Source organism: Ruegeria sp. CG3 (assembly GCF_056537205.1).
In genome coordinates this window covers 707,130-730,319 of the sequence record NZ_JBQFRC010000001.1, presented here as the reverse complement: position 1 = coordinate 730,319, position 23,190 = coordinate 707,130, and the positions used below count along the sequence as shown (strand labels likewise).

The window sequence follows — 23,190 nt, the reverse complement described above, 5'->3', positions numbered from 1 at the left end:
TTTCCCCAGGCTTCTCCCCGGATTCCGATTTGCGTCTGGCCCCGACTCTGGCGCAGCCTTGACCAGACAACTTGCCAGAATGCGAATCAGACTTGATGAAATCCGCAAAAAACATCCTCCAGCCCGAGCACCGCGCGCTGAAAACCGCCGTTCTGGTGCTGGACGAGTGCAACACGCTCAGCTTCGCCTCGGCGGTGGACCCGATGCGCGCCGCCAACCGGCTGGCCGACCGCCCGGCCTTCGACTGGGACTACGTGACCGCCACGCCCGAGCCGGCGATGCTGACCAGCGCGTTGCAAGTGCCGGGCATCCCGCTGGCGCGTCTCGACCACTGCGACCTGATGATCGTGATCGCGGGGTTCAACCTGGTGCGCCACGCCACCCCCAGCCTTCTGGCCGGGCTGCGCCGCATCGCCAATACCGGCGCCACGATGGCGGGCATCGACGGAGGCCCCTGGCTGTTGGCCGAAGCGGGGCTGCTTGACGGTCACGCCGCCACCACCCATTGGGAAGATCTCGAGACCTTCGCCAGCCGCTTCCCCGAAGTCGACGTGCGCCCCGACCGGTTCACCGTGTCGGGCAACCGCCTGACCTCGGGCGGCGCGATCCCCGCGGTCGAGATGATGCTGCAAATCATCGCGGCACGCCACGGCGCCGGCTTCGCGGCCCGTGTCTCGGGCCTGTTCCTCTACGAAGGCGCCCCCGAACCCGGCAGACCACAGAGCCGTACTGGGGCGCCACACCGCCACAGTGCCCTGACCGCCCGCGCCAACGTGATCATGCAGGCCGCGCTGGACGACCCGCTGCCCCTGGCCGAGATCGCAAAGGCCCTGGGAACCAGCCCGCGCACCCTGCAGCAGCAATTCCGCCTGCGGCTGAACACCACGCCACAGGACCACTACCTGCAACTGCGCCTGGCCGAGGCCCGCCGCCTGGTCACCGACACCGACATGCCGCTGATGGATGTGGCACTGGCCACGGGGTTCACGTCACAATCCAGCTTTGCGCGCGCTTTCCGTACGGCGCATGGACTATCCGCCCGCGACCTCAGGCAGGACCGCACCCAGCCCACCCATCACTGACGGGCGAGCTTGATTTGGTCATAGATTGGGGGAGTTGGCTGCGACGACGGGGGCAGCGCCCCCATCCCTCAATACGGCATCGGATGCGCGCGATGGGCCGCGTTGATCTCGGCCAAAATCTCATCCGACAGCACGACATCCCGCCCCTCCAGGATCCGCTCCAGCTGCGCCTGCGTGGTCGCGCCGAAGATGACCGAGGTCATGAACGGCCGCGTCTGGCACCAGGCCAGCGCCATGTGCACCGGGTCCAGCCCGTGTTCCGCGGCAATCGCCAGATAGGCCTCGACCGCGTCGAAAACCCGGTCGCCCTTGCGCCCGCCCATCTGCGGCACGATCGACATGCGCGATCCTTCGGGCACCGCCCCGCTCTGATACTTGCCGGTCAGAAATCCGGCGGCCAGCGGCGAGAAGGCCAGCAGACCCACATCCTCATAGGCGCTCAACTCGGCCATGTCGGTGTCATACAGGCGGCACAGCAGGGAATACTCGTTCTGGCCCGACGCCACCCGCGGCGCACCCATCTCTTCCGACAAGCGCAGCCACTGGGCAGTGCCCCAGGCGCTTTCGTTCGACAGGCCGAAGGCGCGGATATTGCCCTTGTCCACCTGCGACTGCAGCGCCTCGAGGCATTCGCGCATGTTGTCCAGAACCGCCTGCCTGTCGCCGCCCGACGGGTCGTAGTCCCAATTCTGTCGGAACATGTAACTGCCGCGGTTGGGCCAGTGAAACTGATACAGGTCGATGTAGTCGGTCTGCAGACGCCGCAACGATCCCTCGATGGCCCCGGGGATCGTGCTGGCCGAGATCGGTGCTCCGTCCCGCGCATGGGCAAAGCCGGCGCCCGAATGCTTGGTCGCCAGAACATAGCTGCCGCGGCGGGCCGGATGTGCCGCATTCCAGTTGCCGATGATCTGCTCGGTCTTGCCCACGGTCTCCTTGGTGATCGGGTTGACCGGATACATCTCGGCGGCATCGAGAAAATTGATCCCGGCCGCCAGCGCCGTGTCGATCTGACGATGCGCATCCGCCTCGGGGGTCTGCGTGCCGAATGTCATGGTTCCGAGGCACAGGTCCGAGACCTGGATGCCCGTGCGGCCCAACGGTTTCATTTTCATCAATCAATCTCCTGTCGCGCGGATCGCCACGCCTGCAATCTGATTTCGGTCCCGTGTCAGCCGGATTCGGCCTTTTTCTCCCAGCGGCCGGATTCCTCCGACCAATACTGCGCCGCGCAACCCGCCGCGGTCAGCGTCTTCCATTGACCACGCGCATGATCCACCGCGCTTGGATCGTTGCCGTCGAACAGGATGCAAACCCGCTCCGAGGCGGTCACCTCATCCGGCGTCACCTCGGCCCCGTCCACCGCCATCAGGCAAGACGGGTTGTTCGCAGCGTCAGCCTCGGTGGTCAGCAGAATCGGCTGAACCGCGTCATGCGGCCCACCTGCCTGCCCATGCGGCAGAAACGCGTCTTCGGGGCCCAGCCAAAGCCTTTCGTCCAGCCAGTCCATCCGCGCAGGGTCAGTGCCCCGCACCGCAATCCGCCACCCGGCCTGCCGTGCCTTGTCCAGCAACACCGGCAAGGTCTGCTCAAGTGGATGGCGGGTCAGGTGGTAGAAGTAGACGGCGCCCATCGACCTACTCGAAATTGTCCTGCACGAAACGGCTGAGCGCACGAACGCCCCAACCCGTGGCGCCCTTGGGCGCATAGGACGTTTCCGCCGCGACCGAGGCCACGCCCGCGATGTCCAGATGGATCCAGGGTGTTTCTTCCTTGACGAAACGCTGCAGAAACTGCGCTGCGGTGATCGAACCGGCCGGCCGGCCGCCTACGTTCTTCATGTCTGCGATGCGCGACTTCAGCAGATCGTCATAAGCCTGCCCCAGCGGCATACGCCACGCGCCTTCATCCTCGGCCCGGGCCGCCTTCAGGAACGCGTCACAGAAGGTGTCGTTGTTGGAAAACACGCCTGCGTTTTCATGCCCCAGCCCGATGATGATCGCGCCGGTCAAGGTGGCCAGATCGATCATGCCGACCGGATTGAACCGCTCCTGCGCGTACCACATGACGTCACACAGCACCAAACGTCCCTCGGCATCGGTGTTGATGATCTCGACCGTATCGCCCTTCATCGACTTGACGACGTCGCCCGGCCGCGTGGCACTGCCCGAGGGCATGTTCTCGACGAGCCCGACCAGGCCCACGACATTGGCCTTGGCCTTACGCTTGGCCAATGCACGCATGGTGCCCGCAACGACGCCTGCGCCGCCCATGTCCATGGTCATCTCTTCCATGCCCGCGGCCGGTTTGATCGAGATACCGCCAGTATCGAAAACGACCCCCTTGCCGACCAGAGCCAGCGGCGCGTCATCGGCATCGCCGCCATTCCACTGCATCACGACGACTTTCGAGGGGCTGTCCGAGCCTTGCCCGACGCTCAGCAGGGTCCTCATGCCCAACTCGGCCAGTTTGTCTTCGTCCAGCACCTCGACCTTCAGGCCCAACTCCTGCATCTCTTTCAGACGGTTGGCAAATTCGGTCGTCGTCAGGATGTTGGCCGGTTCGTTCGTCAGGTCGCGTGTCATGCGCACACCATCAGCAACCGCATAGAGCGGCACGAAGGCGGCCTCGGCGTCGTCGGGCTTGGCGTGGCAGATGGTCACCGCGCCCTTTGCGTCATCGTCCTTGGTTTTGTGCGCGTCGAAATCATAGCTGCGCAAGGCAATGCCCAGGGCCAGTTCCTCGGTCCGTACCTGGTTGCCCGCCATGACCAGCAGGTCCTTGCCACCTGCCAGCTTGGCCAGCGCGGCTCCGCCCTTGCGGGCTTCGTCCGGTTCGGGGCGGCGTGGCAGGACGAGAATGTCCAATGCCTCTGCCTCCATCCCGCCGGGCCAAGCCAACGAGATCACGTCGCCAGTCTTGACCTTGGCGAAACGGTCGCTTTCCACCAGCCGGGCCACGGCACCACGGGTCAGTCGGTTTGCGCGGCGCGCGGCGGGGTTCATCTTGCCATCAGCGGGAATGAGAATGGCCACCCGGCCTTGGGCCTGCGCCATCAGGTCCAGTTCGAAGGTTTGAAAACGGATCGGTACCAGACTGCTCATTTCTTGCTCCTGAAAAACTCTGCCCACAGACCTAGCCCGCGCCGCCGCCATTGACCAGATAGCAGTTTTCCCCGCCCGCCAATTGCATTAAGGTCGCGCCAAAATGACCGGCAGGCTCGGGGGAGAAAACTTGGCATCATTCGGCAGGCATAGGCCGTCGCGCATGTTTTTGTGCCTTGGCGATTCTGGCAACAGGCCTGCTGGACGCCCCGTACCGGGGATGCGGCCGTGATTCTGGACCGGTACTTCGCCCGCCGCTTTTTGCAGAGCTTTCTGGTGATTGGGGCCATCTTCTTGACACTGATGATCCTGATCGACCTGATCGAACAGGCCCGTCGGTTCAATGACGCCGACCTGTCATTTGGCCAGGTTCTGCAGCTGACGCTGTTGAACACACCCGCTGCGATCAGCGAGATGCTGCCGCTGTTGATGATCCTGTCGACCATTGCCCTGTTTGTCGGCCTCGCCCGCAGCTCGGAGTTGGTGGTGACCCGAGCGATCGGCCGCTCGGGTATCCGCGCGCTGGTGGCACCGGTCCTTCTGGCGCTGATAATCGGAACTCTGGCGGTGGCCCTGCTGAACCCGATTGCGGCGGCCACGTCCGAGCAGTACCGGCATTTCTCGGATCTATACAAAAACGGTGGCAGTTCCGCTCTCTCGATCAGCCGCGATGGGCTTTGGCTGCGTCAGGGCTCGCCGCAGGGCCAATCGGTGATCCATGCCCGCGCATCGACCAACGACGCCGAGCTTGAATTGATCGACGTGACCATCATCACGTTTTCGCCCGAAGGTCTACCGACCCGTCAAATCATCGCCGACGGCGCTCGCCTCGACGACGGGGCCTGGATCCTGCGCAACACCAAGGAATGGCCCCTGTCCAGCGACACCAACCCCGAGACCCACGCCGTCACGCATGAGACCCTGCGGCTGCCCACTTCGCTGACCCGTCAGCGCATCTTGGAAACCTTGGGTCAACAGGACAGCGTCTCGGTCTATGACCTGCCCCAACTGATCCGCGACCTGCGCGAGGCGGGCTTTTCAACCAAGCAATACGAGGTTTGGCTGCAGGTGCAGCTGGCGCGCCCATTCTTCTTGATTTCGATGGTGTTGATCGGCGCGGCCTTCACCATGCGGCACGTGCGGTTCGGCGGCACCGGCGTCGCCGTGCTGACTGCTGTTTTGCTGGGGTTCGGCGTATACTTCGTGCGCAATTTCGCTCAGATTTTGGGAGAGAACGGCCAATTGCCGATTGTGATTGCGGCCTGGGCACCACCGTTTGCGGCCATATTGCTGTCGCTCGGCCTTCTGCTGCACGCGGAGGACGGCTGATGCGGCGCCTTCTGCCCCTTCTTTTGTCCAGTGCCGTGTTCTTTTCCGGTCCGGGGCTGGCATTGGCCCAGACCTCGGAGACCAGTACGCCCGCGTCTGACACGGCACAACAACAGGATCAGCCTGCCCTGCTGGTCGCCGACAGGATCTTCATCACCCCGGATCGCAAACTGGTGGCCGAGGGCAACGTCGAAGCTTTTCAGGGCGACGTCAAACTGTCCGCACAGCGCGTGGTGTTCGACCGCGAGTCGGGCGAGCTGACGCTGGAAGGTCCGATCCGGATGGATCAGGGCGGACGCTCGACCGTCCTCGCGGACTCAGCGCAACTGGATGACGGCATCCAGAACGGGTTGCTGACCGGCGCACGGCTGGTGTTCGATCAGCAGGTACAGATCGCGTCGGTTCAGGCGACCCGTGCGGCAGGACGCTACACGCAGTTCAGCAAGGTCTCGGCCACGTCCTGCCATGTGTGCGCCGACGGTCGGCCGCCCCTCTGGCAGATCCGGGCGCGCAAGGTCACGCATGATCAGCTCGAACGGCAGTTGTATTTCGAGGGCGCCCAGTTCCGCATTCTGGATGTGCCGGTTTTCTACTTTCCAACCCTGCGGCTGCCGGACCCGACACTGGATCGGGCAACCGGATTTCTGGTGCCGTCAATCCGCACGACCTCTCAGTTGGGTACCGGCGTCAAGACGCCGTATTTCTTCAAACTGGGCGATCACAGGGATCTGACGCTGACCCCCTACCTGTCGTCCAAGACCACGACGCTTGGCTATCGCTACCGGCAGGCCTTCAAGAACGGCCGCATCCAGTTTGAAGGGGCCTATACCCGCGACGATGTCCAGCAGGAGCAGGATCGGGGCTATTTCTTTGCAAATGGCTGGTTCAATCTTCCGAACGACTTCCGGCTGACCTTCGACCTCCAGACCGCATCGGACGACTCATACCTGGCGGACTACGGGCTGCCTGACTATGACCGCTTGCGCAGCGAGATCGCACTCGAGCGCATCAAACGCGACACGGCGTTCCGGACCAGCTTCATTCACTACAAGACCCTGCGCGACAGCGAGGAACAGGATGAAATCCCGTCGCAGGTCTTCGATCTGTTCTACCAGAAACGCTATTTTCCCGCGTCCGCTGTCGGCGGCGAGGTTCGGTTGGGCTTCGTCACCCACACCCACACCCGGACCAGCGACGAGGATATCATCGGGCGCGATGTGGCCCGCGCCACATTCGACGCCCAGTGGCTGCGCAGCTGGACCTTTGCCTCCGGGCTGCGCGCGGATGCGGAACTGGGGGCTTCGGTCGACACGTTCGACATTCGCAACGACAGCGCCTACCCCGACCAGATCACCCGGTCGACCCCGCGTGCGGCTTTGACACTGCGCTATCCGATGACCCGGCGCGAAGCCTCTGGCGCGACCCAGTTTCTGGAGCCGATCGCGCAGTTTGGCTGGACCCATGTTTCGGACACCGATGTGCCCGATGACGAAAGCACCTTCCAGGAATTTGACCAGGGCAACCTGTTGTCCCTGTCGCGCTTTCCGGCCGAGGATCGACGCGAAGACGGCACGACGGCGGTCGTGGGCGTGAACTGGGCTCGGTATGCCCCGGGCGGTTGGCGGGCATTGGCCACGGTCGGCCAGGTCTTCCGCTCGACCGCCGATCCGAACTTCACCGCTACGTCCGGCCTGCAGGGAACTTCCTCCGACCTGCTGCTGGCAGGGCAGATCAAGACGAACAATGGCCTGACGCTGGCCGCACGTGGATTGATGGATGGCGATTTCAGCTTTACCAAGGCTGAATTGCGCGGAACCTGGGCCAACGAGGGGACCCAACTGGGCGGAAGCTATATCTGGCAGCAGCCGGACCCGGCCGAAAACCTTGACATGGAAACATCCGAGATACGGTTGACCGCACGTCAACGACTGGATGAAAACTGGAGAGCCAACGCCCTGGCCCGCTATGATCTGGCAGAATCCGAACCGCTGCGGCTGGGCTTGGGTGTGACGTATGAAAATGAATGTGTGCAGGTTAACATGTCCGTCAGCCGGCGATATACTTCGACATCAAGTATTGAGCCTTCGACGGAATTCGGCTTTACCGTTGCACTGACAGGATACGCCGTTGAAGGCGGGGGCAAGAAGTATAAAAGAAAATGCAGCTGATTTCAGGTTTTTCCAGGTTCTTTCGTTCCCGTTGGCTGACGGCATTTGCGCCCGGCCTCGCGGTCGCCATGCTGTCAGTTGCGCCTCAGCAAGCCCCTGCGCAAAGCTTGTTTTCACCGGCGATCCGCGTGAATCAGGACATCGTCACCTGGTACGAACTGGATCAGCGCCAGCGGTTTCTTGAGATTCTGGGTATCCCCGGCAGCTCGGAGGCCGAAGTCCGCAAGGCGCTGATCGACGAACGCCTGCGCAAACAGGCGATGCGCGAAGCCGGTATCCAGCCCACACCCGAAGACATTCAGGTTGCGATCGACGAATTCGCTTCGCGTGGTCAGCTGACCCCGGATCAATTCCTGAAGGCGCTGGCTGACGCGGGTATCGACCGGGAAACCGTGCGGGATTACGTATCCAGTCAGCTGGCATGGCGCGACTATGTCAGCGCCCGCTTTATCTCTCAGGCCCGTCCGACGGACGACGAAATTGACCGTGCAATGGGTCAGACCGGCGGTGGCGGTCTCCAGGTTTTGCTGTCCGAAATCATCATCCCCGTGAATGCGCAAACCTTGGCACAGGCCGAAGCCTTGGCCGACGAGATCGCCCGTGTCGAAACCATCGATGCATTTTCGGCCGCCGCCACGCAGTACTCGGCAGCGCCGACACGCGAAAATGGCGGACGCCTGGACTGGTTGAACGTCAGCAACCTGCCTCCGGCGCTGCAACCGGTTATCCTTGGCCTGAAGAATGGCGAGGTCACGGCCCCGCTGAGCCTGCCCAACGCCGTAGCCCTGTTCCAGATGCGCGGCCTGCGAGAAGTGGCCGCCAGCACGCCGCGGTTCTCCAAGATCGACTATGCGGCCTATTACCTGCCTGGCGGGCTCAGCCCCGAAACACTGCAAAGAGCCGCCGAACTGAAGGAAACGGTGGATACCTGCGACGACCTGTACGGCATCGCCAAGGGGCAACCGCCCGAGGCACTCGACCGGGTCTCGGCAAGTCCGTCCGAAATCCCGCGCGACATCGCGCTGGAACTCGCCAAGCTGGACCCAAACGAGGTGTCGACCTCTCTGACCCGAAACAACGGCCAGACGCTGGTGTTCCTCATGCTGTGCAATCGGACGCGCGATCTGGGTGAGGACACGTCGCGCGAGGACGTGGCCAACGCGCTGACGCAGCAACGCCTGCAGGCATTCGCCAACAGCCTCGTCGAACAGCTGCGCGCCGACGCCACCATCATCGAGCAATGACCGCGCCCATCGCGCTCAGCTGCGGAGAACCTTCGGGCATCGGTCCGGAGATCGCCGCCAAGGCTTGGACCGCATTGCGCGACAGCTGCCCATTCTTTTACATCGGCGACGCCGGTCACCTGCCCGACGACATCCCCACGACCGAGATCGTAGACCCCGCCCAGGTGGCTGACATCTGCGCAGGGGCGCTGCCGGTGTTGCCGCTGACCTTTCCGGCCCCGAACCTGCCCGGCCACCCCGATCCAGCCAATGCGCCTTCGGTGATAGACGCCATCGAAACCGGCGTGTCACTGGTGCAATCGGGCGCGGCCTCGGCCCTCTGCACGGCACCGATCCACAAGAAGGCCCTGATCGACGGCGCCGATTTCGCCTATCCTGGCCATACCGAATTTCTGGCGGCGCTGGCAGGCCGTTCCCGCGTGGTGATGATGCTAGCCAGCGAGCAACTCCGCGTGGTACCCGCCACGATCCACATCCCACTGTCGCAGGTGCCCTCGCGCCTCACGCCCGACCTGCTGCGCGACACGATCGCAATCACCGCCGACGGCCTGCGCCGCCAATTCGGCATCCCGCATCCTCGCATCGCGGTGGCCGGGCTCAACCCCCATGCCGGCGAGGGTGGCAAGATGGGCCGCGAGGAACTGGACTGGATTGCCCCTCTGCTGGCCGATCTCACCCCCGAGGGCTACACCGTCACCGGCCCGCATCCGGCAGACACGATGTTCCACGCCGCCGCACGCGCCCGATACGATGCCGCGATCGCCATGTATCACGATCAGGCGCTGATCCCGATCAAGACGCTCGATTTCGACCGTGGCGTGAACGTGACCCTGGGCCTGCCCTTCATCCGCACCTCTCCCGACCATGGCACCGCGCTCGACATCTCCGGGAAAGGCGTCGCCAACCCCACCAGCTTGATCGAGGCGCTGAAACTCGCCCAACGCATGGCACAAAGCACTTGATCCTTCATCTGGCGCCAAATATCCCCGCCGGAGGCAAAAATTCTCTGGCGCACCGCCTGCCCCTCGCGCCACGGTAACCGGATCATGAGCGCAATCGACACCCTCCCCCCGCTGCGCGAGGTCATCGCCAAGCACCAGCTCTCGGCGCGCAAGTCGCTGGGTCAGAACTTCCTGCTCGATCTCAACCTGACGGCCAAGATCGCCCGGCAGGCCGGCGACCTGAGCCAATGCGACGTGCTGGAGATCGGCCCCGGCCCCGGAGGCCTGACCCGCGGTTTGCTGGCCGAAGGTGCGCGCAAGGTGGTGGCGGTGGAAAAAGATACCCGCTGCATCGCCGCGCTTCAGGAAATCGCCGCTGCCTATCCCGGGCGGCTCGAGTTCATCAATGGCGACGCTCTTGAAATCGATCCGCTTGAACATCTGAACCCGCCCATCCGCGTGGCGGCCAATCTGCCCTACAATGTGGGCACGGAACTGCTGGTGCGCTGGCTGACCCCGCCGGAATGGCCACCCTTCTGGCAGAGCCTGACCCTGATGTTCCAGCGCGAGGTGGCCGAGCGCATCGTGGCGCAGCCCGGCACCAAGGCTTATGGGCGGCTGGCGATCCTGGCCCAGTGGCGGGCCGAGGCGCGCATCGCCATGTCCCTGCCCCCCGGTGCGTTCACGCCGCCGCCCAAGGTCAGCAGCGCCGTGGTCCACCTGACCGCCCTGCCCGAACCCCGCTTTCCGGCCGATGCCGGTATTCTGTCACGTGTCGTGGCCGCTGCGTTCAATCAACGCCGCAAGATGCTGCGCGCGTCGCTCAAGGGGATGGCCCCCGATATCGAGGACCGCCTGAACGCCGCCGACATCAAGCCCACCGACCGTGCCGAGCAGATATCACTCGAAGCGTTCTGCGCGCTGGCGCGTGAGATACAAAAAACCTGATCCCGAACGAAAACGGCCCCGGACATCTCTGACCGGGGCCTTTGAACTCTGTGCGCAACCGCTATGGCTTATTCGGCAGCCTCTGGTGCATCACCGCCGCCTTGGGGGGCCTGCTCTTCTACGGCCTTAGGCTTGCGTGCGCGCGGTCTCCGGGCAGGTTTGTCCTTGCGCTCGGCCGCTTCGGCCTTGGCGCCCGCGCTTTCGGGCGTCTCGACAAGCCCGGATTCAGGAGTATCCGAATCGGCGTTCAGATCAACGATGTCCGGCTGCGGAGCCTCCGCCGGGTCCGCCTGGCGTGCGGCTTCACGTTCCTGCCGTTCCGCCCGCTCCCGATCGCGCTCGGCCTGACGCTCGCGGTTCTGGCGTTCCTGCTCTTCCCGACGCGCTTCCATTTCGCGTTGCGCCTCGCTCAGCAGGCGCAGGTAATGCTCGGCATGTTGCTGAAAGTTTTCGGCAGCGACGCGATCATTGGCCAGCTGTGCATCGCGCGCCAGCTGGTTGTACTTGTCAATGATCTGCTGCGGCGTGCCGCGCACCTTGCCCTCGGGCCCCGAGCTGTCGAAAACCCGGTTAACGACGTTTCCACCAGAGGGACGATTGCGGTTGTTCTTTGCCCGCGAGCGGGATTTGGAGGATCTCATCTTACTGTACGTCAGCCTTGTCTTGCACTGTCGATCCACCCGTATTCTGCGCTGCTCTGTGGCCTGTGCCGTCACGGGATGTCGACTTTTTTGGGCTTGGCGTCAGGGGTGCGCCGAAGGGGCGTCAACCGCGCTGACTACTCTGAGTAAGCATGTCCTGACGGCGCAGACAAGGGGTTAATACACCAAATGCCGGGTTTTTTACCCCGACCGGCGTAAATCGGCCTCAGAATCCGCGGTTAGCCCGGCATTCTGGCGCCCACCACCCGGTCCCGCCCGTCCAGATCAGGAACGACACGGATATCCGCCAGCCCCGCCGCGTCGAACAACGCGCCGACCGCCTGCGCCTGTGTCGGACCGATTTCCACCAGAAGCCGTCCGTCGGGCACAAGGTGATCAGGGGCGCCGGCCGCAATCCGGCGATAGGCGTCCAGCCCGTCCGCTTCATCCGTCAAAGCCAGACGCGGCTCGTGCTCGCGCACTTCGGGCGACAGGCCATCCATCTCGTCGAGCGCGATATAGGGCGGATTGGAAACGATCAGGTCGAAATGGCCACCAATGTTCTCAAACCAGTCCGAGCGCTGGATTTCCGCCCGGTCCTGCACCCCATGGGCCACTGCATTCGCACTTGCCTGCAGACAGGCGGCCTCGCTCAGATCGACGCCCAGCCCGGTTGCGCTGGTGCGTTCTGCCAGCAGGGTGATCAGGATGCAGCCCGAACCGACGCCCAGGTCCAGCACGCGGTCGAACGGCTGGCTCAGGGCCGCTTCGATCAGCGCCTCGGTTTCGGGGCGCGGGTCCAGTACGTCGCGGCTGACGCGGAAGCGTCGGCCGTAGAATTCGCGCTCGCCCAGAAGATGGGAAACCGGCACCCGGATCGCGCGCAGCGACACCAGTTGCTCATACCGTTCGGCGATCTCGGGCGAGAGCTCTTCGGGCGCGATCAGGGTCACGCGGCTGGCCTCGATCCGGGCGGCATGGGCCAGCAGAACACGCGCGTCCCGCGCCGGGTCGTCCACACCTGCGGCCCGCAAGCGCGCGGTGGCGGCCACCATGGCCTGTGCCGCTGTCAGCGCCGCGATCATTGCGCCATCTCCGCCAACAGGCGCGCCTGATCATCGGCGGTCAGCGCGTCGATCACCTCGTCCAGATCGCCCTGCATGATCTGGTCGAGCTTGTAGAGCGTCAGGTTGATCCGGTGATCTGTCATCCGGCCCTGCGGGAAATTGTAGGTACGGATGCGCTCGGAGCGGTCGCCCGACCCCACCTGGCTGGCCCGGTCGGCCGAGCGCTCACTGTCGATCCGCTGACGTTCGAGGTCATAGAGACGCGTCTTGAGCACCTGCATCGCGATCTCGCGGTTGCGGTGCTGTGACTTCTCGGAACTGGTCACCACGATCCCCGTCGGCAGGTGGGTGATCCGTACCGCCGAGTCGGTGGTGTTCACGTGCTGCCCACCCGCGCCCGAGCTGCGCATCGTGTCGATGCGAATGTCATTCGGGTCGATCTGGATGTCCACGTCCTCGGCCTCGGGCAGAACCGCCACAGTCGCCGCCGAGGTGTGGATGCGCCCGCCGCTTTCGGTTTCGGGTACACGCTGCACGCGGTGCACGCCGGATTCGTATTTCAGCCGGGCAAAGACGTTGTCGCCCTTGATATGGGACACCACTTCCTTGATGCCGCCCAGTTCGGTCTGCTGTTCTTCGATGATCTCGAACTGCCAGCCGCGCGCCTCGGCATAGCGCTGATACATGCGCAGCAGGTCGCCCGCGAACAACGCCGCCTCGTCGCCGCCGGTGCCGGGGCGGATCTCCAGCATCGCCGGCCGCGCATCGGCCGCGTCCTTGGGCAGCAGCGCCAGTTGCAGCGCATGCTCGGCCTCGGGGATGCGCGCCTTGAGCTGCGGGATCTCCTCCTCGGCCAGCTCTTTCATGTCGGGGTCGTCCAGCATCGCCTCGGCCTCGGCCAGATCGGCCCGCAGCTGGCGCCAGGCTGCGATCTGTTCGACCACCGGCTTGAGGTCGGAATATTCCTTGGCCAAAGCCGCGATATCCCCGCCCGAGGCGCCATCGGACATGGCCGCTTCGAGGTACTGGAATCGCTGGGTGATCTGTTCAAGACGTTCTTCGGGGATCATTGGGGCGGTGTCTATCATCCGACGGCTTTGGTCAAGGCCCCGGCTTGTGCTAAGCTGCGTCCATGAAACGGATCATTGCCCTGCTGATCGTCTGCGCAACGCCCGGTCTGGCCGATGTCATCGGCCCCGGTGGGAAGGTGCAGGATTGCTATTGCACCGACACCTCCGGCGCGCGGGTGGAACTGGGCGAGATGGTCTGCCTGCAGGTCGATGGCCGCATGTTCATGGCCCAGTGCCAGATGTCGCTGAACGTGCCGATGTGGCGCGAGGTGTCCGAGGGGTGCCTGTCTTCAGGACTGCAGAGCCGCCAACCAACCGTCGACCCGGGTGCGGTTGACGTCGAAATCCCGTCGGCCAAATCGTAACCGTCCATAGATGCGCAACGAGTCGCCGTCCTGCTGGGCGGTGGTGTAGTCGGGAAAGCCGAACACCCGGCTGCGGGACACATAGGTGATCAGGCCCTCATCCACCGATCCGGCCAGCACCGTCGTACGCGGCGTCGCCCGCGCCATCTTGTCCAGCCGCGCGAGGCCGTCCGGCCCGGTCTGCACCACGCGGATCACGCCTCCGGGCAGGTCACGATCTGCCTCGGCCACGACTGGCACATGCCAGCGCGCGGGATCGGCCGGTGCCAGCCGCACATAGAGGCCAAGCCCGACAACCGCGGCGACGATCAACCAAAGAACCATGCGTTTCATTCCAATCAGACCTTCCGGCAGAACCCTAGCCGCCCGCCGGGACGGGGCAAGACCTGTCGGCCCCGCCTACCGTGGCGTCACACCGGGCAGGATGCACAGCAGCTCGAACAGAAGGTTGGCCGCCGTCAGCGCAGTGTTGCCCGACGGATCATAGGGCGGTGAGACCTCGACCAGGTCGCAGCCCACCACGTTCATGCCCCCAAGCGCGTGGATCAGCTGCAGCGCCTGCGGCGTGGTCAGTCCGCCGATCTCGGGCGTGCCGGTGCCGGGGGCATAGGCCGGGTCCAGGCTGTCGATGTCGTAGGTGACATAAACCGGATGCTTGCCGATTTCCTTGCGGATCAACGCCCCGATCTGGGTCAGGTTTTGTTGCCACAACTCCCACGCAGGAAACTGCCGGAACCCCCAACCCTTGGCCTCGGTGAAATCGCTGGCCGCATAGCCCGAGCCGCGGATACCGACCTGAAAAGTCTTGTCGGGCACGATCAGCCCCTCTTCATACGCGCGGCGGAAGACGGTTCCGTGGGTTTCGCGCTCGCCGAACATCTCATCATTGACGTCGGCATGGGCGTCCACATGCACCAGGGCAACGGGCCCGTGTTTCGCGGCAACCGCCCGCAGAATCGGCAGGGTGATCGAATGATCGCCCCCCATCGCCACCGGGATCACGCCCTGCGCCAGGATCGCGTCATAGCTTTCCTTGATGATCCGAAGGCTGTCGGCCAGCGAGAAGGTGTTGATCGCCAGATCTCCGATATCGGCGATCTGGAGGCTGTCGAAAGGCGCGGCGAAGGTGGCCATGTTGTAGGGCCGGATCATCGCGCTTTCGGCGCGGATCTGCTTGGGGCCGAACCGGGTACCCGACCGCCATGAGGTTCCGATGTCCATCGGCACGCCCAGCACCGCCACGTCCAGCCCCGCCAGCGTATCGGCCGCGGGCAACCGCATGAAGGTGTTCGGCCCGGAAAACCGCGCCAGATCATTGCCGCTGATGGGTTGGTTGTATTGGCTCATGGCGTGCGCGCCCCCTGTCCCGTTGGTTCACCTGATACCGGCCATAGCAAAACCATGGCTAACCAATGGTTAAAGCCGCCCGTCTTTCGCCAGCTTGGTCCATCCCAGCAGGCAGATGATCTGGGTCGCCACATGCGCCCCCGCGATCGCCGTTGCACCGGACGTATCATACGGCGGAGACACCTCGACCACGTCGCCGCCCTTGATGTTGATCCCGGAGATGTCGCGCAGGATGATCTGCGCCTGGATCGAGCTGAGTCCACCCCAGACCGGCGTGCCGGTGCCGGGGGCAAAGGCCGGGTCCAGCCCGTCGATGTCAAAGCTCAGATAGACAGGACTGTCGCCCAAAATGCCCTTGATCTTCTGCGCCACGGCGGCGGGGCCGGATTCATAGACCTCGCGCGCGTCGATGATGTTGACGCCCAGCGTGTCCTCGTTGGTGGTGCGGATCCCCACCTGGACAGAGCGTTTCGGATCCACGATCCCCGACTTCACCGCCTTGTAGAACATGGTGCCGTGGTCCACCCGGCTCATGTCGTCATCGGCCCAGGTGTCGGTATGGGCGTCGAACTGCAACAGCGACATCGGGCCGTATTTCTCAGCATAGGCCTTGAGGATCGGAAAGCTGATATAGTGGTCGCCCCCCAGCGTGACCGAGGCCACATCCGCCGCCAGAATGGTGCGGATATGATTGGTCAGCGTGTCGGGAAAGGCGGGAATGTTGGCATAATCATAGGCCATGTCGCCATAGTCGATGATCGCCAGCTCGCTGAGCGCATCGAAGGGCCAGCCATAGGGCGCATCGGGCGATTGCAGGGCGCTGGCCTCACGGATCGCGCGCGGGCCCAGACGGGTTCCGGGGCGGTTGGTCACCGCCTGATCGAACGGCACGCCGGTTACCGCGATATCGGCACCGGTCAGGTCCTTGGTGTACAGCCGCCGCAGAAAGGACGTGGCTCCGCCAAAGGTGTTTTCATAGCTCAACCCCTTCAGGTCGGGGTTGGTAAAGGCCTCATCGACCTGATTTTTTGCGTCTTCCAATGCCATTTTGGCCCGTTTCCTCCCTGATATCGACCGGACCGTCAGGTCAACGGCTGCGCCTTTTCGACGATGCGCGCAAAGAACGAGGCACCCACCGGTGCGATCTCGTCGTTGAAATTGTACTTGGGGTGATGCAGCCCCGGCCCGTCGCCCTGCCCCAGGAACAGATAGGCGCCCGGACGTTCCTGCAGCATGTACGAGAAATCTTCGGCCCCCATCTCGCGCCCGGCTTCGGCGATCACCCGATCGGCGCCCGAGACTTCGCGCGCCACCTCAGCGGCGAAACCGGTCTTGTCCGCATCGTTGACCGTGGCCGGATAGCCGACGACATAATCCAGCGTCGCCGTGACCCCGTAGGAAGCCGCCTGCCCCTGCACGATTTCCTCAAGCCGGGTCATCACCATCTTCTGCACCGCCGGATCGAAAGTGCGGACGGTGCCGTTCAGATAGGCGGTGTCGGGGATCACGTTGTTCACGGTCCCGGTGTGGATCTGGGTGACCGAGATCACCAGGTCGTCCAGCGCATAGTGGTTGCGGCTGACGATGGTCTGGATCGCCTGGGCGATTCCGCAGGCGGCCATGACCGGGTCGCGCGTCTCGTGCGGCATGGCGCCGTGGCCACCCACGCCCTGAATGTGGATGTCGAACGTATCGACCGCCGCCATGATCGGCCCGGGCGTGGTATAGAACGCGCCCTCGGCAAAGCCCGGCGCATTGTGCAGCGCATAGACTTCGGCGATGTCGAACCGGTCCATCACGCCCTCTTTGACCATGATATCGGCGCCGCCGCCCTCTTCCTCGGCGGGTTGGAACAGCAACGCCACCCGGCCGCGGAAATTCCGCGTCTCGGCCAGGTACCGCGCCGCGCCCAGCAGCATGGTCGTGTGCCCGTCATGCCCGCAGGCATGCATCATGCCGGGAGTTTTCGAGGCATAGTCCACACCCGTTTCCTCAGCGATCGGCAGCGCATCCATGTCGGCGCGCAGCCCGATCGTGGGGCCATCGCTCTGCCCGTTGATGATCGCCACGATCCCTGTCTGTGCGATGCCTTCGTGCAATTCGTCCACGCTGAACTCGCGCAGCCGCTCGGCCACGAAGGCGGCGGTCTGGTGGCAGTCGAACTCCAGTTCCGGGATCGTGTGCAGGTGCTGGCGCCATTCGGCCATGTCGGCGGCGTAGTCGGCGATACGGTTGACGACGGGCATCGGGGGTGGACTCCTGATCCAAGCTGCGGGATGGATGCATCTGACACCGGAACAAGGGGCTTCGCAATGGCTGAAAATCCACTGATCCACGATACCGACGCCGGAATCGAGCGGCTGCTGGAAATCATGCGCCGCCTGCGCGACCCGGAAACCGGCTGCCCGTGGGATATCGAACAGGATTTCGCCACCATTGCCCCCTACACGATCGAAGAGGCTTACGAGGTCGCCGACGCCATCGAACGTGAGGCTTGGGACGAGCTGAAGGGCGAGTTGGGAGACCTGCTGTTTCAATCCGTCTTTCACGCGCAAATGGCTGAAGAGGCTGGGCATTTCACCTTTCAGGACGTGGTGCGCACCATGTCGGACAAGATGGTCGACCGCCACCCGCATGTGTTCGGCGACGAGTCCCGCGACAAGTCCGCCGAACAGCAGACCCGCGACTGGGAAGCGATCAAGGCCGCCGAGCGCGCGGGCAAGGAACAGAAAGGCGCTCTGGACGGGGTGGCCGCCAACCTGCCCGCCCTGCTGCGCGCCTACAAGCTGCAGAAACGCGCCGCGCGGGTGGGCTTCGACTGGCCACATGCCGGCCATGTACTGGACAAGATCACCGAAGAAGCCGCCGAACTGACCGAGGCGCGCGACCAGATGGACGCCGACGCGCTCGAGGATGAATTCGGCGACCTGCTCTTCGTGATCGTCAATCTCGGTCGCCATCTGGGCGTCGAGCCCGAGGCCGCGCTGCGCCGCACCAACGCCAAGTTCACCCGCCGGTTCGAACAGGTCGAAGCCCGGCTGGCCGCTCGTGGCAAGACGCCGTCAGACAGCACGCTGGAAGAGATGGACGCCCTGTGGGACGCGGTGAAAACCGAAGAACACCGGGCAAATGGCAAACTCCCGCCGGGGGCCACCGGAACGGGGGCCTGAAACCGCTGGACAAGCCGGGCCGCGCTTGCCAGTGTCCGCCATTCAAGACCCCGGAGGCCCCATGACCGCGCGCAAGATCATCATCGACACCGACCCCGGACAGGACGACGCCGTCGCCATCCTGCTGGCGCTGGCCAGCCCAGACGAAATCGAGGTGCTGGGCATCACCGCCGTCGCCGGGAACGTGCCGCTGGAGCTGACTGCAAAGAATGCGCGCATCGTCTGCGAACTGGCCGGGCGCACCGACATTCCGGTCTTTGCCGGGTGCGACCGCCCGTTGAAACGTCCTCTGATCACCGCCGAGCACGTGCATGGCAAGACTGGGCTGGACGGCCCCATCCTGCCTGACCCGCAGATGCCGTTGGCCGAGGGGCATGGCGTCGATTTCATTATCGACACTCTGCGCGCGCAGGATCCCGGCACCGTAACACTCTGCCCGCTGGGGCCGCTGACAAACATCGCCACGGCCTTTCAGAAGGCGCCCGGCATCATCGGGCGCGTACAGGAAATCGTGCTGATGGGTGGCGCTTACTTCGAAGTCGGAAACATCACACCCACCGCCGAATTCAACATTCATGTCGACCCCGAGGCCGCTGATATCGTGTTCAAATCCGGCGTTCCGATCGTGGTGATGCCGCTGGACGTGACGCACAAGGCGCTGGTTACCAAACCGCGCAACGACGCCTTCCGCGCCCTTGGCACCAAGGTTGGAATCGCAGTGGCCGAGATGACCGATTTCTTCGAACGTTTTGACAAGGAAAAATACGGAAGCGAGGGCGCGCCCCTGCACGATCCCTGCGTGACCGCCTATCTGATCCGCCCCGAATTGTTCTCGGGCCGCCATGTGAACGTCGAGATCGAAACCCAGTCGGACCTCACGCTCGGCATGACCGTCGCCGACTGGTGGGGCGTCACCGACCGCAAGCCCAACGCGCTGTTCATCGGCGACGTGGACGCCGACGGGTTCTTTGCCTTGCTGACCGAACGGCTGGCGCGGCTATGAGTGCCGCTCTGCGCCTTGCCCGTCCCGAGGACCTTGATCGCCTGATGGGCCTGGTCGCCGCCTTTCACGCTGAGGCCGGGATCGAACAGGACCCCGACCAAAGGCGCGATGCGCTGACGCCGCTGCTGGAAGGCATCCCGCATGGCTGTATTTATCTGATCGGCCCGTCGCGCGCACCGTTGGGCTACATCATCCTGACCTTCGGTTGGTCGGTCGAGTTCGGGGGGATGGACGGGTTCGTCGATGAAATCTACATCCGGCCCGCCATTCGCGGCCGCGGAATCGCCACCGAGGTTCTATTGGACTTGCCCAAAGCGCTGGCGGGTGCCGGCCTGACGGCCCTGCATCTGGAAGTGGATCGAACCAACGAGGCCGCGCAGAAACTCTACCTTAGGACCGGTTTCAAACCGCGCGACCGTTACATGTTGATGAGCAAAAAGCTCTAGCGTGACTCACCGCGGAAGATCAGCCCGGGATTGTAGTACATCTCTTGCACCGGATCGTTCTGCGACACCGGCTCGCCGGTGATCGGGTAGGTGTCAGGCCCTGCGCAGGCCGCCAGAACCCCGACGGAAAGCACGGAAATAACGAGAAGGATTCTTGAAGCGGACATCACGTTCTCCTTTTCTGCTGTACCGTCAAGCTACGCCCGACAACGTCGCACTTGTAGGAACAAGTTCACACATAATCACATTTATGTTTGCATTTTTTCTCCCTGCCTGCCCTAAACTCGGGGGAAAAGGGAGATTACCCTGCAATTCCATCGGGTTCGGCAGAGTCGTCCGCCAGTGACATTTCGAAGAACAACAGCTGACCTTGGGCGATCTCGGGTATATCCGAATAGGCATCGCGCAGCTTGAACCCCAGAGACAGATACAGCCGAGTCGCCGCTTCCAGCGGTTTTCCGGTGTCCATCCGGATCATCTCAAACCCGTCCTTGCGGCACTGAGCGATCAGCGCCTGCATGATCGCACACCCCGCACCAGTGCCCCGAGCGTCATCGATCACGAACACGCGCTTGATCTCAGCGATACCCGGACCGATCGTCTGAAACATCCCGCAGCCCACCGCCTGCCCGTCCAGCATCGCCAGCCGCGTCCCGCCCTTGGGCGGCATATGCTCGACCTCGATGGCGGACAGAACGGCTGCATATTTCTCGGGTGGATAGAACGTGTTCACGACCTGTCGCGACCGTTCATCCAGCGTCAGCAGATAGGCGTGATATTCCCAACACAAACGCCGGACAGCATCGAACTGGTCCGGCGTTTCTGGTTCAACGATAATTAGCATGACGGACCCCCGGCCAATGTCGGGGGCCAGCCTAACAGCTTGCGGCCTACTTGCGAAGGATCGAACGCCCCGCGTATTCCGCGACCTCGCCCAGCGTTTCCTCGATGCGGATCAGCTGGTTGTACTTGGCCAGCCGGTCCGACCGCGCCAGCGAGCCGGTTTTGATCTGACCGCAGTTGGTCGCCACAGCCAGATCGGCGATGGTGGCGTCCTCGGTCTCGCCCGAGCGGTGCGACATCACGTTGGTATAGCCGGCCCGGTGGGCCATATCCACGGCGCGCAGGGTCTCGGTCAGCGAACCGATCTGGTTCACCTTGACCAGCATCGAGTTGGCGCAGCCCTTCTCGATCCCTTCGGCCAGACGCGCGGGGTTGGTCACGAACAGGTCGTCACCTACCAGCTGCACCTTGCCGTCCAGCTCGTCGGTCAGCGCCTTCCAGCCGTCCCAGTCATCCTCGGACATGCCATCCTCGATCGAGATGATCGGATAGTCGTTCACCAGGGCTGCCAGATAGGCCACGTTCTCGTCGCTGCTGAGGGTCTTGCCCTCGCCCGACAGGACGTATTTGCCGTCCTTGTAATACTCGGTGGCGGCGCAATCGAGCGCCAGGTAGATCTCGTCACCCGGCTTGTAGCCCGCCTTCTCGATCGACTTGAGGATGAAATCCAGTGCCTCGCGGGTCGAGGCGATGTTGGGGGCAAACCCGCCCTCGTCGCCGACACCGGTGGCCAGCCCGGCGGCCGACAGTTCCTTTTTCAGAGTGTGGAACACTTCCGACCCCATGCGCACCGCCTCGCGGATGTTGCTGGCGGCCACGGGCATGATCATGAATTCCTGGATGTCGATCGGGTTGTCGGCATGTTCGCCGCCATTGATGATGTTCATCATCGGCACCGGCAGAACCCGCGCCGAGGTGCCCCCCACGTAGCGATAGAGCGGCTGGGTGGTGAAATCCGCCGCCGCCTTGGCCACGGCCAGCGACACGCCCAGAATGGCGTTGGCGCCCAGGCGGCCCTTGTTCGGGGTGCCGTCCAGCTCGATCATGGCGGCGTCGATCGCCACCTGCTCGGTCGCGTCAAAGCCCACCAGCTCTTCGGCGATCTCGCCGTTCACGGCGGCCACGGCTTCGAGCACGCCCTTGCCCATGTAACGGGACTTGTCGCCATCGCGCTTTTCCACCGCCTCATAGGCGCCGGTCGATGCGCCCGAAGGCACGGCGGCCCGGCCCATGGTGCCGTCTTCCAGAACCACGTCCACCTCGACGGTGGGGTTGCCCCGGCTGTCCAGGATTTCGCGTGCGTGGATGTCGATGATGGTGCTCATGATACCGGTCCCTGAAAATGCGTTCGGTTGCATGCCTCATACCAGCACGCGGGGAAAAGTAAACCGGGTCCGTTATCGCTAACACGCATATTTTCCGGCCTTTAGCGCCAACAGCGGCGTGTTTGCGCCAACAGGTCAGCAGACCGCCGGAGCCATGGCCCGCGCAATGCGCCGTTCGCGGATGAACGTGTACATGCCCGACCCGATGATCAGCGACGCGCCGATCATGGTCATCAGGTCCGGCCGTTCGCCGAACATCCACATCCCTGCCAAGATCGAAAACAGCAGCCGCGTATAGCGGAACGGCGTCAGGGCCGAGGCCTCGCCCACGCGCATTGCGGTCACGATCCCCAGATAGCCTAGAACACCAAAACCAACGGCACCGAAATAGGGTCCGATCTGCCCCATCTGCAGCGGCGCCAGAGGCTGCGCCGAGGTCAGCATCAGCACGCCGCCGGCAATTGCGACCGCCGCGTAGGCCTGCAGCGCCACCACGGCCGAGGCCACCCGCGCGTCCAGCCGACGGGTGATCAGGTCCCGCGCGGCAATGGCGATGACGCTGGCCACCACGAACAGAGCCTCGGGCCGAAACCCGTCCAGACCGGGGCGGATGATCATCAGAACGCCGATAAACCCGACACCGATTGCGCTCCAACGGCGCCAGCCGACCTGTTCGCGCAGGAAAAGCGCGGCCCCCATCGTGACCACTAGCGGCATCGCCTGGAACACGGCCGCAACGGTCGACAGGTCGACAAGGGACAAGGCGGTAACAAAACTCAGCGCCCCGACCGCCTCGGTGCACGCCCGGATCACGAACAGCGGTTGCCAAGCGGCCGAGTCAAAGATCGGTTTGCGTGTCACGATGGCCATAGCGGCAAAGACTAGCGCGCAGAACAGCCCCAACAAGATCATGACCTGACCGGTCGGCACGGTGACCGACAAATGCTTGATGAACATGTCCTCAAGCGTGAAGGCGGCCATAGCGCCGATGACCAGCAGGATACCGTTCGCGTTGTTCATGTCGTTGCCTATTGATTTCGGAGGGCCTAATTGCCGCGTCGCAACTCAGAAGACCCGGATCGCGCCGCCGTGGCAAG

At 63.8% G+C, this 23,190-nt stretch carries 24 protein-coding genes; 10 read left to right on the top strand and 14 right to left on the bottom strand.

The window, feature by feature from the left end:
- The first annotated feature begins 95 nt into the window (after positions 1 to 95).
- Positions 96 to 1,082, top strand: a complete 987-nt coding sequence (locus ACR0NB_RS03660; protein WP_480774967.1) for a GlxA family transcriptional regulator — start codon at positions 96 to 98, stop codon at positions 1,080 to 1,082.
- 68 nt (positions 1,083 to 1,150) lie between these two features.
- On the opposite strand, the gene ACR0NB_RS03655 is transcribed toward ACR0NB_RS03660, so the two are convergent.
- Genes ACR0NB_RS03655 through ACR0NB_RS03645 form a run of 3 tightly spaced genes read right to left on the bottom strand, consistent with a single transcriptional unit; the run spans position 1,151 to position 4,186 of the window.
- Positions 1,151 to 2,197 (bottom strand): aldo/keto reductase, encoded by a 1,047-nt coding sequence (locus tag ACR0NB_RS03655; RefSeq protein WP_480774966.1) that lies wholly within the window; start codon positions 2,195 to 2,197, stop codon positions 1,151 to 1,153.
- A 56-nt stretch (positions 2,198 to 2,253) separates the two neighbouring features.
- Positions 2,254 to 2,715, bottom strand: a complete 462-nt coding sequence (locus ACR0NB_RS03650; protein ID WP_170358951.1) for a DNA polymerase III subunit chi — start codon at positions 2,713 to 2,715, stop codon at positions 2,254 to 2,256.
- Between the two features lie 4 nt (positions 2,716 to 2,719).
- The gene (locus ACR0NB_RS03645; protein ID WP_480774965.1) at positions 2,720 to 4,186 is read right to left on the bottom strand and encodes a leucyl aminopeptidase; all 1,467 of its coding nucleotides are present in this window, start codon (positions 4,184 to 4,186) and stop codon (positions 2,720 to 2,722) included.
- Positions 4,187 to 4,414: 228 nt separating this feature from the next.
- On the opposite strand from ACR0NB_RS03645, the gene lptG reads away from it, so the two are divergent.
- The 5 genes from lptG to rsmA all read left to right on the top strand — a co-directional run bounded on the left by lptG (position 4,415) and on the right by rsmA (position 10,816).
- Complete coding sequence (gene lptG, locus ACR0NB_RS03640; protein WP_170580707.1) at positions 4,415 to 5,515, top strand: LPS export ABC transporter permease LptG; 1,101 nt, start codon at positions 4,415 to 4,417, stop codon at positions 5,513 to 5,515.
- The gene (locus ACR0NB_RS03635) at positions 5,515 to 7,683 is read left to right on the top strand and encodes an LPS-assembly protein LptD (protein WP_480774964.1); all 2,169 of its coding nucleotides are present in this window, start codon (positions 5,515 to 5,517) and stop codon (positions 7,681 to 7,683) included. The genes lptG and ACR0NB_RS03635 overlap by 1 nt, the downstream gene beginning before the upstream one ends.
- A gap of 128 nt (positions 7,684 to 7,811) precedes the next feature.
- The gene (locus ACR0NB_RS03630) at positions 7,812 to 8,927 is read left to right on the top strand and encodes a peptidylprolyl isomerase (protein ID WP_480774963.1); all 1,116 of its coding nucleotides are present in this window, start codon (positions 7,812 to 7,814) and stop codon (positions 8,925 to 8,927) included.
- On the top strand, positions 8,924 to 9,889 hold the full coding sequence (gene pdxA, locus ACR0NB_RS03625; RefSeq protein ID WP_480774962.1) for a 4-hydroxythreonine-4-phosphate dehydrogenase PdxA: 966 nt from the start codon (positions 8,924 to 8,926) through the stop codon (positions 9,887 to 9,889). Before ACR0NB_RS03630 ends, pdxA begins: the two co-directional genes overlap by 4 nt.
- Positions 9,890 to 9,973: 84 nt before the next feature.
- Positions 9,974 to 10,816 (top strand): 16S rRNA (adenine(1518)-N(6)/adenine(1519)-N(6))-dimethyltransferase RsmA, encoded by an 843-nt coding sequence (rsmA, locus tag ACR0NB_RS03620; RefSeq protein WP_480774961.1) that lies wholly within the window; start codon positions 9,974 to 9,976, stop codon positions 10,814 to 10,816.
- A gap of 68 nt (positions 10,817 to 10,884) precedes the next feature.
- On the opposite strand, the gene ACR0NB_RS03615 is transcribed toward rsmA, so the two are convergent.
- From ACR0NB_RS03615 to prfA, 3 genes are all read right to left on the bottom strand, one after another.
- Positions 10,885 to 11,457 carry a DUF4167 domain-containing protein gene (locus ACR0NB_RS03615; RefSeq protein WP_170338278.1) on the bottom strand — a complete coding sequence of 191 codons (573 nt, stop codon included), beginning with the start codon at positions 11,455 to 11,457 and terminating at the stop codon, positions 10,885 to 10,887.
- Between the two features lie 239 nt (positions 11,458 to 11,696).
- On the bottom strand, positions 11,697 to 12,542 hold the full coding sequence (gene prmC, locus ACR0NB_RS03610) for a peptide chain release factor N(5)-glutamine methyltransferase (RefSeq protein ID WP_480774960.1): 846 nt from the start codon (positions 12,540 to 12,542) through the stop codon (positions 11,697 to 11,699).
- Positions 12,539 to 13,594, bottom strand: coding sequence for a peptide chain release factor 1 (prfA, locus tag ACR0NB_RS03605; protein WP_480775620.1), 1,056 nt, complete (start codon positions 13,592 to 13,594; stop codon positions 12,539 to 12,541). The genes prmC and prfA overlap by 4 nt, the downstream gene beginning before the upstream one ends.
- A 62-nt stretch (positions 13,595 to 13,656) precedes the next feature.
- Between prfA and ACR0NB_RS03600 the strand changes: the two genes are divergently transcribed.
- Complete coding sequence (locus tag ACR0NB_RS03600; RefSeq protein WP_170370601.1) at positions 13,657 to 13,959, top strand: hypothetical protein; 303 nt, start codon at positions 13,657 to 13,659, stop codon at positions 13,957 to 13,959.
- Here the strand turns inward: ACR0NB_RS03600 and ACR0NB_RS03595 are convergent.
- From ACR0NB_RS03595 to ACR0NB_RS03580, 4 genes are all read right to left on the bottom strand, one after another.
- On the bottom strand, positions 13,885 to 14,292 hold the full coding sequence (locus ACR0NB_RS03595; RefSeq protein WP_480633189.1) for a DUF1499 domain-containing protein: 408 nt from the start codon (positions 14,290 to 14,292) through the stop codon (positions 13,885 to 13,887). The two genes, ACR0NB_RS03600 and ACR0NB_RS03595, sit on opposite strands and share 75 nt — an antisense overlap.
- Positions 14,293 to 14,358: 66 nt before the next feature.
- The gene (gene speB, locus ACR0NB_RS03590; protein ID WP_480774959.1) at positions 14,359 to 15,306 is read right to left on the bottom strand and encodes an agmatinase; all 948 of its coding nucleotides are present in this window, start codon (positions 15,304 to 15,306) and stop codon (positions 14,359 to 14,361) included.
- 69 nt (positions 15,307 to 15,375) lie between these two features.
- Positions 15,376 to 16,353: an agmatinase gene (speB, locus tag ACR0NB_RS03585; protein WP_480774958.1), complete on the bottom strand. Its 978-nt coding sequence runs from the start codon at positions 16,351 to 16,353 to the stop codon at positions 15,376 to 15,378.
- A gap of 35 nt (positions 16,354 to 16,388) precedes the next feature.
- Entirely contained in the window at positions 16,389 to 17,552 is a 1,164-nt protein-coding gene (locus tag ACR0NB_RS03580; RefSeq protein ID WP_480774957.1) for a M20 aminoacylase family protein, read from the bottom strand.
- Positions 17,553 to 17,618: 66 nt separating this feature from the next.
- Here ACR0NB_RS03580 and mazG point away from each other — a divergent pair, with 66 nt between their 5' ends.
- The 3 genes from mazG (at position 17,619) to ACR0NB_RS03565 (ending at position 19,925) form a co-directional block, all read left to right on the top strand.
- Positions 17,619 to 18,476, top strand: coding sequence for a nucleoside triphosphate pyrophosphohydrolase (mazG, locus tag ACR0NB_RS03575; RefSeq protein ID WP_480774956.1), 858 nt, complete (start codon positions 17,619 to 17,621; stop codon positions 18,474 to 18,476).
- A gap of 61 nt (positions 18,477 to 18,537) precedes the next feature.
- Positions 18,538 to 19,479, top strand: a complete 942-nt coding sequence (locus ACR0NB_RS03570; RefSeq protein ID WP_480774955.1) for a nucleoside hydrolase — start codon at positions 18,538 to 18,540, stop codon at positions 19,477 to 19,479.
- The gene (locus ACR0NB_RS03565; protein WP_170358922.1) at positions 19,476 to 19,925 is read left to right on the top strand and encodes a GNAT family N-acetyltransferase; all 450 of its coding nucleotides are present in this window, start codon (positions 19,476 to 19,478) and stop codon (positions 19,923 to 19,925) included. Before ACR0NB_RS03570 ends, ACR0NB_RS03565 begins: the two co-directional genes overlap by 4 nt.
- Here ACR0NB_RS03565 and ACR0NB_RS03560 read toward each other — a convergent pair.
- The 4 genes from ACR0NB_RS03560 to ACR0NB_RS03545 form a co-directional block, all read right to left on the bottom strand.
- The gene (locus ACR0NB_RS03560; protein ID WP_170338259.1) at positions 19,922 to 20,092 is read right to left on the bottom strand and encodes a hypothetical protein; all 171 of its coding nucleotides are present in this window, start codon (positions 20,090 to 20,092) and stop codon (positions 19,922 to 19,924) included. The genes ACR0NB_RS03565 and ACR0NB_RS03560 overlap by 4 nt on opposite strands.
- A 134-nt stretch (positions 20,093 to 20,226) precedes the next feature.
- The gene (locus tag ACR0NB_RS03555) at positions 20,227 to 20,769 is read right to left on the bottom strand and encodes a GNAT family N-acetyltransferase (RefSeq protein WP_480774954.1); all 543 of its coding nucleotides are present in this window, start codon (positions 20,767 to 20,769) and stop codon (positions 20,227 to 20,229) included.
- Between the two features lie 46 nt (positions 20,770 to 20,815).
- Complete coding sequence (eno, locus tag ACR0NB_RS03550) at positions 20,816 to 22,093, bottom strand: phosphopyruvate hydratase (protein WP_170449767.1); 1,278 nt, start codon at positions 22,091 to 22,093, stop codon at positions 20,816 to 20,818.
- A gap of 135 nt (positions 22,094 to 22,228) precedes the next feature.
- A complete protein-coding gene (locus ACR0NB_RS03545; protein ID WP_480774953.1) occupies positions 22,229 to 23,113 on the bottom strand; it encodes a DMT family transporter in 885 nt (294 codons plus the stop codon).
- Between the last annotated feature and the right edge of the window lie 77 nt (positions 23,114 to 23,190).

Coding starts and splice junctions, on each gene's coding strand:
- ACR0NB_RS03660 (WP_480774967.1), top strand. CDS start 96: ATGAAATCCGCAAAAAACATCCTCCAGCCCGAGCACCGCGCGCTGAAA.
- ACR0NB_RS03655 (WP_480774966.1), bottom strand. CDS start 2,197: ATGAAAATGAAACCGTTGGGCCGCACGGGCATCCAGGTCTCGGACCTG.
- ACR0NB_RS03650 (WP_170358951.1), bottom strand. CDS start 2,715: ATGGGCGCCGTCTACTTCTACCACCTGACCCGCCATCCACTTGAGCAG.
- ACR0NB_RS03645 (WP_480774965.1), bottom strand. CDS start 4,186: ATGAGCAGTCTGGTACCGATCCGTTTTCAAACCTTCGAACTGGACCTG.
- ACR0NB_RS03635 (WP_480774964.1), top strand. CDS start 5,515: ATGCGGCGCCTTCTGCCCCTTCTTTTGTCCAGTGCCGTGTTCTTTTCC.
- pdxA (WP_480774962.1), top strand. CDS start 8,924: ATGACCGCGCCCATCGCGCTCAGCTGCGGAGAACCTTCGGGCATCGGT.
- rsmA (WP_480774961.1), top strand. CDS start 9,974: ATGAGCGCAATCGACACCCTCCCCCCGCTGCGCGAGGTCATCGCCAAG.
- ACR0NB_RS03615 (WP_170338278.1), bottom strand. CDS start 11,457: ATGAGATCCTCCAAATCCCGCTCGCGGGCAAAGAACAACCGCAATCGT.
- prmC (WP_480774960.1), bottom strand. CDS start 12,542: ATGATCGCGGCGCTGACAGCGGCACAGGCCATGGTGGCCGCCACCGCG.
- prfA (WP_480775620.1), bottom strand. CDS start 13,594: ATGATCCCCGAAGAACGTCTTGAACAGATCACCCAGCGATTCCAGTAC.
- ACR0NB_RS03600 (WP_170370601.1), top strand. CDS start 13,657: ATGAAACGGATCATTGCCCTGCTGATCGTCTGCGCAACGCCCGGTCTG.
- ACR0NB_RS03595 (WP_480633189.1), bottom strand. CDS start 14,292: ATGAAACGCATGGTTCTTTGGTTGATCGTCGCCGCGGTTGTCGGGCTT.
- speB (WP_480774959.1), bottom strand. CDS start 15,306: ATGAGCCAATACAACCAACCCATCAGCGGCAATGATCTGGCGCGGTTT.
- speB (WP_480774958.1), bottom strand. CDS start 16,353: ATGGCATTGGAAGACGCAAAAAATCAGGTCGATGAGGCCTTTACCAAC.
- ACR0NB_RS03580 (WP_480774957.1), bottom strand. CDS start 17,552: ATGCCCGTCGTCAACCGTATCGCCGACTACGCCGCCGACATGGCCGAA.
- mazG (WP_480774956.1), top strand. CDS start 17,619: ATGGCTGAAAATCCACTGATCCACGATACCGACGCCGGAATCGAGCGG.
- ACR0NB_RS03570 (WP_480774955.1), top strand. CDS start 18,538: ATGACCGCGCGCAAGATCATCATCGACACCGACCCCGGACAGGACGAC.
- ACR0NB_RS03565 (WP_170358922.1), top strand. CDS start 19,476: ATGAGTGCCGCTCTGCGCCTTGCCCGTCCCGAGGACCTTGATCGCCTG.
- ACR0NB_RS03560 (WP_170338259.1), bottom strand. CDS start 20,092: ATGTCCGCTTCAAGAATCCTTCTCGTTATTTCCGTGCTTTCCGTCGGG.
- ACR0NB_RS03555 (WP_480774954.1), bottom strand. CDS start 20,769: ATGCTAATTATCGTTGAACCAGAAACGCCGGACCAGTTCGATGCTGTC.
- eno (WP_170449767.1), bottom strand. CDS start 22,093: ATGAGCACCATCATCGACATCCACGCACGCGAAATCCTGGACAGCCGG.
- ACR0NB_RS03545 (WP_480774953.1), bottom strand. CDS start 23,113: ATGAACAACGCGAACGGTATCCTGCTGGTCATCGGCGCTATGGCCGCC.